Consider the following 14,224-nt stretch of genomic DNA (forward strand, 5'->3'; position numbering starts at 1 on the left):
CGATGTAATCCCTTATAGTCCACAATAGACTTTAAGTCTATATTCGTTCCACAGGTTGTCCGTTTTCACACTGATTCGCAGTTCCACCCATCGCCCAGGAACCGTCCATGAAACTCAAACTCTCCCTTTGCCTTGCAGTCGCTTTTGCCGGACTCGCAAGCACCGCCCATGCCGCCGACACGCTGCGCTTCGGCGTCGAGGCCGCCTACCCGCCATTCGAAAGCAAAAGCCCGTCGGGCGAACTGCAGGGCTTCGACATCGATGTCGGCAACGCTGTCTGCAAGAAAATGAACGTGAAATGCGTGTGGGTCGAAAATTCGTTCGACGGCCTGATTCCCGCGCTGCAGGCGCGCAAGTTCGACGTGATCAATTCGGCCATGAACATCACCAGCAAGCGCAAGCAGAGCATCGATTTCACGCCGCCGGTCTATGTCGTACCGATCGTGATGGTCGCGAAACGCGATTCGAAACTGCTGCCCGACGTGAAGAGCCTGCAGGGCAAGCGGGTGGGCGTGCTGCAGGGATCGTCCCAGGAAGATTTCCTGAAACAGCACTGGGCGACAGCGGGTGTTTCCGTCGTGTCGTATCAGGACCAGGACCAGGTCTACGCGGATCTCGTCGCGGGCCGGCTGGACGCGTGCGTGCAGGAAGCGCAGACCGTGCAGGACGGTTTTCTCGGCAAGCCGGAAGCGCATGACTTCGCGATTCTCGGCGCTCCGCTGAGCGACCCGGCAACACTCGGCGAAGGCACGGGCCTCGGTCTGCGCAAGGGCGACCAGGCGTTAAAGTCGAAAGTGGTCGCCGCGCTCGATTCGTTGAAAAAGGACGGCACGTTGAGCGCGCTCTCGCAGAAATACTTCAAACGCGACATCATTGCGAAATAAGCGAGTCCTGATTAGAGTCGACGGCTTCGAGCCGCGCCGTGTGCGACTCGAAGCCGGAACTGGCGGCGTATGATCGCGCGGATGAAAAGCGCGCGGCGCGTCCGCCATTTCCCCTACTCCAATTTTCAGGCGCACAAGCGGAGCCTATGGATTTCGACGTCATCGTTCTGGGAGCCGGCATTGTCGGCGTATCTTCAGCGCTGCATCTGCAGGATCGCGGCAAACGCGTTGCGCTGGTCGATCGCCGCGGCCCCGGCGAGGAAACGAGCTTCGGCAACGCGGGGCTGATCGAGCGGTCGTCGATCGTGCCATATGGCTTTCCGCGCAATCTCGGCACGTTGCTGCGCTATGCACGTAACGCCTCGACCGATCTCTACTGGGACTACAAGGCGCTTCCGTCGTACGCATCATGGCTCGCGCGTTTCTGGTGGGAATCTTCACCGGCCCGGCTGGCGGGCGCCGCGCGCGACATGCTGCCGCTGATTTCGCGCAGTGTGACGGAACACGACGCGCTGATCGCGCGCGCGGGCATGGATGCGCTCGTCCACGATGGCGGCTGGATCGAGGCCTTTCGCACGCAGTCGGCATTCGACAGCGAAGCACCGGCCGCCGAAGTCGCAGCCCGTGAAAACGGCCTGCGCGTTGTCGCACTCGACGCCGCCGCACTCCGTGCGCGCGAGCCCGGTCTCGCGGAAGGATTTCGCGGCGCGCTGCACTGGCTGGACCCGAAAAGCGTCGCCAGTCCGGGCGCGTTGACGAAAGGTTATGCCCGCCTGTTCGAGGCTGGTGGCGGTGCGATCCTGACGGGCGACGCAACGTCGCTATGCACCGAAGATGACGCCTGGACAGTGCAGACCCCGGCCGGCCGGATAAGCGCGAAGGAAGTCGTACTCGCGCTCGGCCCGTGGTCGGACACGGTCTTCGGCCCGCTTGGTTATCGCATTCCGCTGCGCGTGAAACGCGGTTATCACATGCACTACGAGCCGGCGCGGCAGATCCTGTCGGTGCCGGTTGTCGATTCGGAAAAGGGCTACGTGGTCGCGCCGATGCAGGGCCGGCTGCGACTCACGACAGGCGTCGAAATCGCGCGGCGTGGCGCGCCGCCGACAGGTGTACAGCTCGAGCGCGCGGAACGGATCGCGAAGCCGGTGTTCGGCCTCGGCGCACGTACCGATGCGGCGCCGTGGCTCGGCATGCGCCCGTGCACGCCCGACATGCGACCGGTCATCGGGCCTGCACCACGCCATCGCGGGCTGTGGTTCGCATTCGGCCACAACCATCACGGTTTGACACTCGGCCCCGTAACCGGACGCCTGCTGGCGGAAATGATGACCGGCGCGACGCCCTTCACCGATCCACGTCCGTACCGCGCGGGACGGTTCGACTAGAACAGGCCCCGTGCCATCCCCGACGCAGGCATGCACGCCCTCTCCAGAGGGTCGCCAGAACGCCTGCGGTAGAACGTCTTTGTGCCGCAACCCGCCGGCGCGGGAAACTTTTTGCTATCCAAGCTATCGCATTTAGTGCATCATATTGGAATAGCTGTACCTCGAATCTGCAGTACTGGCAGTATCGATCGGCACCAACCGGCGTCTCCGCAATACCCCCGACAGTTCGATCACCGCCCGCCGGCGATCCCGTCACTCCGGCAATGCGCTTGTTGCACTCATGGCGCATTCGCTGTCGCGAGTCGTGCTTTTTCATGCGCCCAGTGCCCACGCGGCATCGGCGTGTTTCTTCTCCATCGAATCCGCGAATCGCCGCGGCTGAGCGCAAGTCTCGTTGAAGCGGGCTGGCGCGATTCTTTTTTCGTGCGGCGCGCCGTCAGGCTGCGCCGCCAGACCGGTCGTTCCCGTGCGTCATGTGCGGGACATGCTGGTCACGTATTACAGGACATCGTGTTTTATGACTCAAGCTGTCAGGACCTACAAAGGCTTTGAAATTCACCCGCTCGTGTATCCGCGCCGTCATTCCGACGAGCAGACGCGACGCAACCCCGACGCCGGCTACGAAGCGTCGGTGCGCATCTGCCGCGTTGGCGCGAACCCGTCGGCCGACGGCCGCGTGTTCCGGCTGCCGCATCTGTGGCCGTTCGAAGGCACGGGCAAGGCGCGTCTCGCGTGCATGGCGCACGCCGAGCAGCTGATCGACGGCCGCGTGGACGGCCAGACGGTCGCCGATCTTTAAGCGGCACAGCTTCGCACGTTTTCGCATTGATTGACGGGCGCGCCACGGCGCCGCCTTTTACCGCATCACACGCTTCGCCGGCATCCGGTCGAAGCGGCCCAAACTCATTGACCAGGAGCTATGCATGGCGAAAGAAGAACTGCTTGAACTGGACGGTATCGTCGACGAAGTACTTCCGGATAGCCGTTACCGCGTGACGCTCGACAATGGCGTCGTGGTAGGCGCATATGCGTCCGGACGCATGCGCAAGAATCACATCCGTATTCTCGCGGGCGACCGCGTGACGCTGGAACTGTCGGTCTATGACCTGACGAAAGGCCGTATCAACTTCCGCCACAAGGACGAACGTGCCAGCGGCGGTGGCGGCGGTGCCCGCAACTCGCAATTCCGTCGGCGCTAGGCCGGCCGTAGCGGCCCCGTCGGGGTAGCCGCTGCAACTCTCGTTCGTGGGTCCGTCGGGCGCATCCTCTATTCGCTGAACAGCGCGCCAGGATTGCTGCCGGATTGCAGGCGGACCTGCTGAACGACACGCTCCTCAAGTTCTCCAAGGTGAACCCGCATCACATCCAGCGCGGTGTGCAGTTCGCCTGCATCGAGCGCCTCGATAATCCGCGTGTGCTCATCGGCGGAACAGGTCGATCCTTTCGACGGATCGTACAACGCCTTGTACAACTCGGTCTTTCCGACCAGTTGCATCACCAGACCCAGTAATTCCGTGCCGCCAGCGAGTTCCGTCAACAGAACGTGAAACTGGCCCGCGAGGCGCACCGTTTCATCGACGCGCCCCGCATGCTGTGCCTTCTCTTCCTGACGCACATGCGCGATGAGACGCCGCTTCTGCTGCGCCGGCAACGCTCCGCATAATGCGGCGACAACACCCGCCTCCACGATCTGCCGCGCGCGATACACCTGCCGGATGTCTTCTTCGGAAGGCGCCGGCACGAATGCGCCACGATGCGCTTCCAGCACCAGCTTTCCCTCGAAGCCAAGCCGCGCCAGCACCTTGCGCAACGCGCCGCGCGTGCAGCCGAACGCCGCCGCCAGATCACGCTCGACAAGCTGTGTGCCCGGACGCAGCTTGCCTTGCAGCAACGCTGCGGTAATCGACGCGTAAATGCGTTCCTCGACGCTGATCGGCACGGACACGTCCTCAACAGCGGGCGACGCGGTTTCGGCGGTTGAAGGTGAACGTCGGACGCGTGTGGTCATGGATGGGCGAATAGCGGCAGGCAGGCTGTAGCGAAGTCTGGCGGCATTGTAGCGACACGTATGGCTTCCAGGCCATCGACTGCGGCATACCCGGAACCGGAAATACCAGACATAGCGATATGGTTAACCATTTTATCGTAAAATGGTTAACCATCGTGCAACGCAGAAACACGCCGATGTGTGCTGCGTGACCCGTATGCAGGGTCGGCACCGCCCGTGTCCACTTCTTCCGACGAAGGTTCCGTGAGTCAATCTCCCACCGCTGCCCGCCCGTGTACGGACACGCCCCCTCTCCAGCCATGCAGGCGCTGACCTGGCGCGATGCCGTGTGGTTGTGCGCGATCATCGTCGTGGGTGTGAATCTGCGGCCGCTTCTGAGCTCGATCAGTCCGCTCATGGCGGCGATTCGCGAAGCAACCGGCCTCAGTTTCTATGGCGCGTCGCTTTTGACGAGCCTGCCGGTCGTCGCCATGGGGATCGGCGCATTCGGTGCAGGCGCGCTCACGCGGGTCGTCGGCGAAACCCGCGGCGTTGCGCTCGGGCTTCTGGCGATCGGGCTTGCGTGTGCCGCGCGCTGGACGGCGGAAACCGGCGCCATGCTGCTGTTCACGGCGGCACTGGCGGGAATGGGTGTCGCGGCGATCCAGGCGTTGCTGCCGGGCGTGATCAAGCAGCGTTTCGGCACGCGCGTGCCGCTGGTGATGGGCGTGTTCTCGGCGTCGATGATGGCCGGCGGCGGGCTTGGCGCCGGACTCAGTCCGTGGATCGCGCAGCTTGCCGGTTCATGGCACGCCGCGCTCGCCGTCTGGGCATTCCCGGCGCTCGTGGCGCTCATCTGCTGGCTTTGCCTGAACCGCCAGCGTCCCGCAGGTCCGACGAGTCTTGCAAGTCCGGCATGCCCATCGTCCGCCTCCCGCCACGATTTATCGCAGCCTTCCGTCAGTCTTGTGCGCAACCGCCGCGCATGGGCGCTCGGACTGCACTTCGGGCTCGTCAACGGCGGCTATACGAGCCTCGTCGCATGGTTGCCCGCGTACTACCTGCAGCACGGCGCCGATGTCGCTACCGGCGGTTCGCTGCTTGCCGGCATGACCGTATTTCAGGCCGCCGCTGCGCTGTTGCTGCCGCTCGCCGCAGCGTCGTTCCGCGACCGGCGACCGTGGCTCGTCGCGGGCCTTTCGGCGCAGCTTGCGGGCATTGTGGGGCTGACTGCGTGGCCCGAAGCAGCGCCCCTGCTGTGGGTCGCCCTCGCTGGCGCGGGTCTCGGCGGCACGTTCGCGCTCACGCTCGTCACCACGCTCGATCACGCCGGCGACCACCGGCTCGCCGCCCGGCTCGTCGCGTTTGTACAGGGCGTCGGTTTTGTCGTCGCGGCAGCGGCGCCCATGCTGGCGGGCTTCGTACGCGATCTGACGGGAACTTTCACGGTGGCGTGGATCATGCTGGCAGTGACCATCTCGGCGATGATTGCGCTGACGTTTGCGTTTTCTCCACGCAGTTATGCCCGGGCGCTGACACGAAGCGTGGCACGAAAAGCGTTGATATAAATTCGCCACATGATTCGCCACACTTAATATAACCACATGTAAATAAACATATTTTCCAGATTTTATATCGATGATAAGATTCGCCACGTGATCCGCCAACAGGTCCGCCATGGCACCGTCTTCCTCGAGATACCCGTATTACGCCGTCCATCAGATGCATCCGCTTCTGCCTTCGGAGCCAGGGCTGGACGGGCTGCGCCCGCTCGCCGCCCAGGTGATCGGCGATGCAAAGGATCTTGCGGCTCACGGCATGCCGCATCTGCGCGATCTGCTGCGCGACGCGCTGCGTCCCATGAACTCGTACTACACGAACAAGATCGAGGGCCAGCATACGGAGCCGCTTCTGATCGAACAGGCGATGCAGCAGGACTTTTCAAAGAAGCCCGCGGAAGCCCGCAAACAGCGCATTGCAGTGGCGCATATCGCCACTGAGCAATGGGGCGAACACACTTTTCCCGCTTTCGATTCGAGCGTCTTTTTCGAGGGCTCGGTGGCGCAGGCGATCCATCGTCATCTGCACGACCAGCTCTCGCCCACCGACCTGACCCAGATCGACGACGAAGGCCGCGAAGAAACCATCGTTCCAGGCGTGTGGCGCACGCGCGGCGTCAAGGTGGGTGCGCATATTCCGCCCGATCCCGCCACCATCCCCGCATTCATGGACGAATGGCATCGCGGCTATCGTCACGCACGTGCTGGCGAAACCGCTGTCATCGCGTTGATGGCGGCGCATCACAGGCTCGCATGGATTCACCCGTTTCTCGATGGCAATGGCCGCACGGCGCGTCTGCACACGCATCTCGGGCTGTCGGCGCTCGGGCTCACGCAGGGATTGTGGTCGCCCATGCGCGGGCTCGCACGCGAACAGTCGAGCTATTACGCGCATCTGATCGCAGCGGACCAGCCACGTCAGGGCGACTACGACGGTCGCGGGGTTCTCTCCGAAAAAGGCCTCGTCGACTTTATCGAGTTTGGCATGAATATCTGTCTCGACCAGGTTCGCTTCATGAACGGCATGCTGGATATGCGCGCGTTCGAGGCGAGGCTCGCGCAGATGCTCGCCGCCGAAGGCACACGCGAAGCCACGCGTTATCTGCGCGCCGAGGCGGCGCAGCCGCTCGCGTGGCTGGGCACGGCAAGCACAATGGACCGGGCCCGCTTCAAGGGCATGATGGGGCTCGCCGCGCGCACCGCCGACCGCGTGCTTGCCGATCTGCTGACGCTTGGCATCGTGCGCTCCAGAACGCCGAAAGGGCCGATCGAACTGGCGTTGCCGCTGGGTCTTTTCCGCTATCTGTTTCCGCGTTTGTGGCCCGAAGCCGAAGCGAATACCGCCTGAGTCCATATATAAATTCGTGAGCGCTCTCCACGCGCCACGAACGCGCCACCCGCGCCAAGTCTGTGCGGCGACGCGAGGTGACGCACTGCTGCGGTGCAATATGCGACCTGCGGCTCTCTCTCCCAAACCCCCGCCCAGCAAGGCTTTGCGCCGATGTCGCAAGGTGGCATGGCTGTTGCTAAATAGCTATCGCACCTTGCAACGGCGCGGGGATGCATGAACCGGGCACCGCAGCACACACTGCGCGGGACCACGCAGCGAAACGGCACTCCGTGCCGTTCATCGGTCGGGCAATGGCGTTCGACGTTTGTCGTATCCGGTACATCATCCGGATGCGATCCGACGACGGAACAATCATGGACCGCAGCTTCTGGCGTAACGGCCACACCCCCACGCTGTTTTCCGCATTCCTTTATTTCGATCTGAGCTTCATGGTCTGGTATCTCCTTGGACCGCTGCAGATCCAGATTGCCCACACACTGTCGCTCACCACCCAGCAACGCGGTTTGATGGTCGCCACGCCGATTCTGGCCGGCGCGATCCTGCGTGTGTTCATGGGCATGCTCGCCGATCGCATCGGCGCGAAGCGTGCGGGCCTGATCGGCCAGGTGCTTGTGATCGCGAGTCTTCTCGTCGCGTGGCGCACCGGCGTGCATTCGATGGGCCAGGTGCTGCTGTTCGGCGCGGCGCTGGGTGTTGCGGGCGCGTCGTTCGCGGTGGCGTTGCCGCTCGCCTCGCGCTGGTATCCGCCGCATCAGCAAGGCACCGCGATGGGCATCGCCGGTGCGGGCAATTCGGGCACCGTGCTCGCCGCGCTGTTCGCGCCGGTGCTGGCCGTCGCGTTCGGCTGGCAGAGCGTGTTCGGCATCGCCTGTATCCCGCTCATCGCCGTGCTGGTGTTCTATACGCTCAGCGCGAAGGATGCACCGGGCGTCGTCGCGCACAAGCATCTGCGTGACTATGCCCGCATGCTCGCCAGTCGCGACGCGTGGTGGTTCATGTTCTTCTACTCGCTGACGTTCGGCGGCTTCTCGGGCTTCGCCAGCGCGCTGCCCGGCTACTTTCACGACCAGTTCGGTTTCGATCCGAAGCTGGCCGGCTGGGCCACGGCTGCGTGCGTGTTCGCAGGCTCGGTGATGCGTCCGTTCGGCGGACTGATGGCCGATCGCATCGGCGGCACGCGTTCGCTGCTCAACGTGTTCGCGGCTGTGGCGGTGCTGATCGGTCTCGCGGGCTTTGGCGCAGGCGGTCCATTCGTCACGCTGCCGCTGTTCATTGCGGCGATGCTATGTCTCGGCGCGGGCAACGGCGCCGTGTTCCAGCTCGTCCCGCAGCGCTTCGCGAAGGATATCGGCGTGATGACCGGCCTGATCGGCATGGCGGGCGGCGTAGGCGGCTTTGCGCTTGCCGCGAGCCTCGGCTCGATCAAGCAGGCCACCGGCGACTATTCAATGGGTCTCTGGCTTTTCGCCGCACTGGCCGCGCTCGGCTGGGCCGGCATGAGCAACGTGAAGCGCCGCTGGCGCAGTGCGTGGTCGGTTGCAGCCGCACGCGTCTGAACGGGAATACATCATGATGAACAAACCTCGCCTCGTTGTAATCGGTAACGGCATGGCCGGCATTCGTACGATCGAAGAACTGCTGACGATCGCGCCAGGCCATTACGACATCACCGTATTCGGCTCGGAGCCGCATCCGAACTACAACCGCATTCTGCTTTCGCCGGTGCTCGCCGGTGAGCAGGCATTCGGCGACATCATTCTTAATTCGATCGAGTGGTATCAACAGAACGACATCACGCTCCATCTCGGCAAGACGATCGAACGGATCGACCGCGTGAAGCGCGTGGTGGTTGCCGACGACGGCACCGAAGCACCCTACGACCGTCTGCTGATCGCGACCGGCTCCACGCCGTTTATCCTGCCCGTGCCGGGCAAGGACCTGAAAGGCGTGATCACGTATCGCGACATCCGCGATACGCAGGCGATGATCGATACGGCTGCGGTGAAGCGTCGCGCGGTCGTGATCGGCGGCGGTCTGCTTGGCCTTGAAGCCGCGAACGGGTTAAAGCTGCGCGGCATGGACGTGACCGTCGTGCATCTGGCCGACACGCTGCTTGAACGTCAGCTCGATTCGACCGCGGGCAAGCTGCTGCAACGCTCGCTCGAAGAACGTGGCCTCGCGTTTTTGCTGGGCAAATCGACGTCGGAGATCGTGGGTAACGAAGCGGGCGAAGTCAGTGCGGTTCGCTTCAAGGACGGCGAGACGATACCCGCGGATCTCGTCGTGATGGCCGCCGGCATCCGTCCGAATACGACGCTTGCCGAAGCGGCCGGCCTGTACTGCAATCGCGGCATCGTGGTAAGCGATTCGCTGCAGACTTACGACCCACGCATTTACGCGGTAGGCGAATGCGTGAGCCATCGCGGCATTGCCTATGGTCTCGTCGCACCGCTCTTCGAGCAGGCGAAAGTCTGCGCGAACCATCTCGCGCTGCTGGGCATCGGCAGCTACAAGGGCTCGGTTCTTTCGACCAAACTCAAGGTCACCGGCATCGACCTGTTTTCCGCCGGCGATTTCATGGGTAGCGAAGGCACCGAGGAAATCGTGCTGTCCGATCCTTCGGGCGGTGTGTACAAGAAGCTCGTCATCAAGGACGATCAGCTCGTCGGCGCGTGCCTCTATGGCGATACCGCCGATGGCGCATGGTATTTCAAGCTGCTGCGTGAAGGCCGCAAGCTGGGTGACCTGCGCGATCACATCATGTTCGGCGAATCGAATGTCGGCGATTCGGGCGTGCAGGGCCAAAGCCGCGCCGCCGCGATGGCCGACAGCGACGAAGTGTGCGGCTGCAATGGCGTATGCAAAGGCACGATCGTCAAGGCGATCACGGAAAAAGGCCTCTTCACGCTCGACGAAGTGCGCAAGCACACCAAGGCGTCCAGCTCGTGCGGTTCGTGCACGGGTCTTGTCGAACAGATCCTGATGAGCACGGTCGGCTCCGACTTCCAGGAGACATCGAAGACGAAGGCAATCTGTCATTGCACCGATCGCAATCACGGTGACGTGCGCAAGGCGATCCGCGATCATCATCTGGTCACGCATCGCGAGGTGTATGACTTCCTGGAATGGCGCACGCCGAACGGCTGCGCGACCTGCCGCCCCGCCATCAACTATTACCTGCTTTCCACCTGGCCGCGCGAAGCGGTCGATGATCCGCAAAGCCGCTTCGTGAACGAGCGCGTGCATGCGAACGTCCAGAAAGACAACACGTTCTCGGTGATTCCGCAGATGAAAGGCGGCGTGACGAACGCGGCCGAACTGCGCCGCATCGCGGATGTCGCCGACAAATACAACGTACCGATGCTCAAGGTCACCGGCGGCCAGCGGATCGACCTGCTGGGCATCCGGAAGGAAGACCTGCCCAATGTATGGAAAGACCTTGGCATGAAGTCGGGCCACGCCTACGGCAAATCGATCCGTACCGTGAAAACATGCGTGGGCAGCGAGTTCTGCCGCTTCGGCACGCAGAACAGCACGCAGATGGGTATCGATCTCGAGACGATGCTCGCGAACATGTGGTCGCCGCACAAGGTGAAGCTCGCCGTATCCGGTTGCCCGCGCAACTGCGCGGAAGCGGGTATCAAGGACGTCGGCGTGATCGCGGTGGATAGCGGCTGGGAACTGTATGTGGGCGGCAACGGCGGCATCAAGACGGAAGTCGCGCAGTTTCTCGTCAAGGTGAAAACGTCGGACGAGGTCAAGGAATATTCAGGCGCGTTCCTTCAGCTCTATCGCGAGGAAGCGTGGTATCTCGACCGTACCGTGCATTACATCGAACGCGTGGGCCTCGACTACATCAAGAAGAAGGTCGTAGACGATGCGGCGAACCGCAAGGCGCTGTACGAACGCCTCTTGTATTCGCTGGAAGGTTTGCCTGATCCGTGGGATGCGCGAATCGCCGGCAAGCAGAAGCATGAATACATCCCGCTAAAAATCGTGGCCTGAGGACGACACCATGGACATGAAAGTGACTCAAGAATGGACCCGTATCTGCCAGGTCGCGGATATTCCGCCGCTTGGCAGCCGCGTGCTCGAACGCGAAAGCGGCAACGTGGCGATTTTTCGCACCGCGCAGGACAAGGTGTTCGCGCTGCTCGACCGCTGCCCGCACAAGGGCGGCTCGCTCTCGCTTGGCATCGTGCACGGCGAAAGCGTGACCTGCCCGCTGCACGCATGGAATATCGATCTTGCAAGTGGACAGGCGCGTGCGCCGGATGAAGGCTGCGCGCGGCATTTCCCGGTACGCGTCGATGCAGACGGCTCGATCTATCTTGGCCTGAGCTGACCGGCGCACGGATATGACGAAGACCGTGACCCGCTCCACCTGCTGCTACTGCGGCGTCGGCTGCGGCGTGCTGATCGAAGCGGAAAATGGGCGCATCGCCGGCGTTCAGGGCGACCCCGATCATCCGGCGAATTTCGGCAGGCTCTGCACGAAAGGGATGTCGCTCGCGCTGACCGCGCAAAGCGAAACGGGTCGCGCGACAATGCCGGAAATGCGGCTGCAACGCGACATGCCACGCAAGCAGGTCGAATGGTCCACCGCGCTCGATACCGTCGCGGCGCGCTTTGCCGAAGTGGTCGAGCAGCACGGGCCGGATGCGGTCGCATTCTATGTATCGGGCCAGTTGCTGACAGAAGACTATTACGTCTTCAACAAGCTGGCCAAAGGCCTGATCGGCACGAACAACATCGATACGAATTCGCGCCTGTGCATGTCGAGCGCGGTCACGGCGTACAAGATGGCGCTGGGCGCCGACGGCCCGCCCACCTGCTACGACGATCTGGAGCGCGCGAAAACCGTGCTGTTCGCGGGCAGCAATATGGCGTGGGCGCACCCCGTGTTATTTCGCCGCCTCGAAGAAGCGAAAGCGGCCGATCCGTCGATCCGCTGGATCGTGGTCGATCCGCGCCGCACCGATACGGCGGCCATGGCCGACCTGCATCTGCCGATCCAGCCGGGCAGCGACGTCGCGCTCTTCAACGGCATGCTGCATCACCTGATCTGGGAAGGCCTCGTCGATCGCGATTTCATCGAGCAGCACACCGCTGATTTTGACGCACTGAAAGCACTGGTGCGCGATTTCACGCCGCGCATGGTGGCGGGGATTTGCGGCATCACTGAGCGTGAAATCATGCAGGCGGCCGAATGGTTCGGCGCAAGCGATGCGGCGCTGTCGCTGTACTGCATGGGGCTTAACCAGTCGAGCCACGGCACCGACAAGAATCTCGCCCTGATCAACCTGCATCTCGCTACGGCCCAGATCGGCCGCGCGGGCGCGGGACCGTTTTCGCTGACAGGCCAGCCCAATGCGATGGGCGGCCGCGAAGTCGGTGGCATGGCGACGATGCTCGCGGCACATCGCGATATCGGCAACGCGGCACATCGTGAAGAAGTGGCGCGGCTATGGGGCGTATCGCAACTGTCCGACCGCCCCGGCCTGCCCGCAGTCGACATGTTCGAAGCGCTGCACGCCGGCAAGATCAAGGCAATCTGGATCGCCTGCACAAACCCGGCGCATTCGATGCCGGATATTCCGCGCGTTCGCGAAGCGCTGGCAAAAGCAGAGTTCGTGGTCGTGCAGGAAGCGTTCATGCTGACCGACACGGTGCCGTTCGCCGACGTCGTGCTGCCCGCCGCGACGTGGGGAGAAAAATCCGGCACGGTTACCAATTCGGAGCGCCGCATTTCGCGCGTACGTGCGGCCGTCGCGGCGCCCGGCGAGGCAAAGCCTGACTGGTGGATCGTCAATGAAGTCGCAAAGCGGATTGAAGCGCGCCAGGGGGCGCTTAAAACACTGTTTGCATTCGATGATCCTGAAGATGTGTTCAACGAACATCGAACGCTTACCGAAGGCCGCGACCTCGATATCGGTGGACTGAGCTATGCGGTGCTCGAAGAAAACGGCCCACAGCAATGGCCGTTTCGCGCGGCTGTTATGCATGGGGAGGCGCGTCGCTATACCGATGGCGTCTTCGCAACGCAGGACGGCCGCGCGCGTTTTCACGCGACCCACTATCTCCCGGTTGCGGAAGCAACCAGCGCGCGTTTCCCGTTTCGTCTGCTGACCGGGCGCCTGCGCGATCAGTGGCACGGCATGAGCCGCACGGGCCGGGTCGGCAAACTGTTTTCGCACGCACCGGCGCCCGCGCTCAGCATGCAGCGCGGCGATGCCGCACGTCGTGGCTTCGTTGAAGGCGATCTTGTACGTGTGTCGAGCCGGCGCGGCAATCTCGTACTACCGGTGCAACTGACAGACGACGTGCAGTCCGGCACCGTATTCGCGCCGATGCACTGGAGCGCGCAATTTCTGGCAAGCGGCGGCATCAACGAGACGACGATATCCGCCGTCGACCCTTCCTCGTTTCAGCCGGAACTGAAGCACGCGGCGGTGCGTATCGAGCCGGTCGAGCTGCCGTGGCGGCTGGTTGCCGCCCGACGCGGCGATGTGCTCGCGCTACAGGCTGCCGTACAGCCGCTGCTGAAGGAATGCAGTTACGCCGCGATCAGCATCGAAGAGGACGATCTGATCGTGTTGCGCGCGGCGCACGACGATGCGCCTGCGGACTGGCTGCCGCGTCTCTACGAAGCACTTGATCTTCCCGTCGGCGAAGACACGCTCGAATACCGCGATGCACGACGCGGCCTTGACAAGCGCGTCGTATGGCGCGAGAACATTATCGACGGCTTTGTTTTCGCAGGGGACGTGACGAACGCAGACGCCCTCCTTGCACGCCTGCGCGACGCCACTCCGTGGTCCGGACCGCGCTTCGCGGTATTCTCTACGCAGAAGCAGACAAACGTCGCGCGCGAACGCGTGGTGTGCAACTGCATGCAGGTCGGCGAATCCCGCATCCAGGCGGCGATTGCGGCTGGCGCCACCCTGCCGGAACTGAAAACGAAGCTCGGCTGCGGCACGGTCTGTGGCTCGTGCATCCCTGAACTGAAACGGATGTGCGAGGCGACTACCGTTGCAACCTGAACACATTGAAAC

Annotated in this window: 11 protein-coding genes; 10 read left to right on the forward strand and 1 reads right to left on the reverse strand. The window is 63.1% G+C overall.

The genetic code is table 11. From position 1 onward, the window contains the following. The first annotated feature begins 107 nt into the window (after positions 1-107). The 4 genes from LPA34_RS20385 to infA all read left to right on the forward strand — a co-directional run bounded on the left by LPA34_RS20385 (position 108) and on the right by infA (position 3,471). Positions 108-884: an ABC transporter substrate-binding protein gene (locus LPA34_RS20385; protein ID WP_228981560.1), complete on the forward strand. Its 777-nt coding sequence runs from the start codon at positions 108-110 to the stop codon at positions 882-884. A gap of 146 nt (positions 885-1,030) precedes the next feature. Then, positions 1,031-2,272 (forward strand): NAD(P)/FAD-dependent oxidoreductase, encoded by a 1,242-nt coding sequence (locus tag LPA34_RS20390; protein ID WP_228981562.1) that lies wholly within the window; start codon positions 1,031-1,033, stop codon positions 2,270-2,272. Positions 2,273-2,789: 517 nt separating this feature from the next. Continuing rightward, positions 2,790-3,071, forward strand: a complete 282-nt coding sequence (locus LPA34_RS20395; RefSeq protein WP_090534236.1) for a hypothetical protein — start codon at positions 2,790-2,792, stop codon at positions 3,069-3,071. Positions 3,072-3,195: 124 nt separating this feature from the next. Continuing rightward, positions 3,196-3,471 carry a translation initiation factor IF-1 gene (gene infA, locus LPA34_RS20400; protein WP_228981564.1) on the forward strand — a complete coding sequence of 92 codons (276 nt, stop codon included), beginning with the start codon at positions 3,196-3,198 and terminating at the stop codon, positions 3,469-3,471. A gap of 68 nt (positions 3,472-3,539) precedes the next feature. Here infA and LPA34_RS20405 read toward each other — a convergent pair whose 3' ends face one another. Beyond that, positions 3,540-4,280: a GntR family transcriptional regulator gene (locus LPA34_RS20405; RefSeq protein WP_228981566.1), complete on the reverse strand. Its 741-nt coding sequence runs from the start codon at positions 4,278-4,280 to the stop codon at positions 3,540-3,542. Positions 4,281-4,579: 299 nt separating this feature from the next. Here LPA34_RS20405 and LPA34_RS20410 point away from each other — a divergent pair, with 299 nt between their 5' ends. The 6 genes from LPA34_RS20410 to LPA34_RS20435 all read left to right on the forward strand — a co-directional run bounded on the left by LPA34_RS20410 (position 4,580) and on the right by LPA34_RS20435 (position 14,212). Next, the gene (locus tag LPA34_RS20410; RefSeq protein WP_228981570.1) at positions 4,580-5,827 is read left to right on the forward strand and encodes a cyanate transporter; all 1,248 of its coding nucleotides are present in this window, start codon (positions 4,580-4,582) and stop codon (positions 5,825-5,827) included. A gap of 109 nt (positions 5,828-5,936) precedes the next feature. Further along, entirely contained in the window at positions 5,937-7,166 is a 1,230-nt protein-coding gene (locus LPA34_RS20415; RefSeq protein WP_228981572.1) for a Fic family protein, read from the forward strand. A 356-nt stretch (positions 7,167-7,522) separates the two neighbouring features. Beyond that, positions 7,523-8,725, forward strand: a complete 1,203-nt coding sequence (locus LPA34_RS20420) for a nitrate/nitrite transporter (protein ID WP_228981574.1) — start codon at positions 7,523-7,525, stop codon at positions 8,723-8,725. Positions 8,726-8,741: 16 nt separating this feature from the next. Next, the gene (gene nirB, locus LPA34_RS20425; protein ID WP_228981688.1) at positions 8,742-11,174 is read left to right on the forward strand and encodes a nitrite reductase large subunit NirB; all 2,433 of its coding nucleotides are present in this window, start codon (positions 8,742-8,744) and stop codon (positions 11,172-11,174) included. Between the two features lie 16 nt (positions 11,175-11,190). Beyond that, positions 11,191-11,514, forward strand: coding sequence for a nitrite reductase small subunit NirD (gene nirD / locus LPA34_RS20430; RefSeq protein WP_228981575.1), 324 nt, complete (start codon positions 11,191-11,193; stop codon positions 11,512-11,514). A gap of 13 nt (positions 11,515-11,527) precedes the next feature. Beyond that, the gene (locus LPA34_RS20435) at positions 11,528-14,212 is read left to right on the forward strand and encodes a nitrate reductase (RefSeq protein WP_228981577.1); all 2,685 of its coding nucleotides are present in this window, start codon (positions 11,528-11,530) and stop codon (positions 14,210-14,212) included. Positions 14,213-14,224: the final 12 nt, after the last annotated feature.

The organism is Paraburkholderia gardini, from assembly GCF_907164575.1.
GTDB classification, from domain to species: Bacteria; Pseudomonadota; Gammaproteobacteria; order Burkholderiales; family Burkholderiaceae; genus Paraburkholderia; species Paraburkholderia gardini.

Bases quoted from the DNA above. Each gene is read 5' to 3' on its own strand.
- nirD (WP_228981575.1), top strand. From the start codon at position 11,191: ATGAAAGTGACTCAAGAATGGACCCGTATCTGCCAGGTCGCGGATATT.
- nirB (WP_228981688.1), top strand. From the start codon at position 8,742: ATGAACAAACCTCGCCTCGTTGTAATCGGTAACGGCATGGCCGGCATT.
- LPA34_RS20405 (WP_228981566.1), bottom strand. From the start codon at position 4,280: ATGACCACACGCGTCCGACGTTCACCTTCAACCGCCGAAACCGCGTCG.
- LPA34_RS20420 (WP_228981574.1), top strand. From the start codon at position 7,523: ATGGACCGCAGCTTCTGGCGTAACGGCCACACCCCCACGCTGTTTTCC.
- LPA34_RS20435 (WP_228981577.1), top strand. From the start codon at position 11,528: ATGACGAAGACCGTGACCCGCTCCACCTGCTGCTACTGCGGCGTCGGC.
- LPA34_RS20390 (WP_228981562.1), top strand. From the start codon at position 1,031: ATGGATTTCGACGTCATCGTTCTGGGAGCCGGCATTGTCGGCGTATCT.
- LPA34_RS20395 (WP_090534236.1), top strand. From the start codon at position 2,790: ATGACTCAAGCTGTCAGGACCTACAAAGGCTTTGAAATTCACCCGCTC.
- LPA34_RS20415 (WP_228981572.1), top strand. From the start codon at position 5,937: ATGGCACCGTCTTCCTCGAGATACCCGTATTACGCCGTCCATCAGATG.
- LPA34_RS20385 (WP_228981560.1), top strand. From the start codon at position 108: ATGAAACTCAAACTCTCCCTTTGCCTTGCAGTCGCTTTTGCCGGACTC.
- infA (WP_228981564.1), top strand. From the start codon at position 3,196: ATGGCGAAAGAAGAACTGCTTGAACTGGACGGTATCGTCGACGAAGTA.
- LPA34_RS20410 (WP_228981570.1), top strand. From the start codon at position 4,580: ATGCAGGCGCTGACCTGGCGCGATGCCGTGTGGTTGTGCGCGATCATC.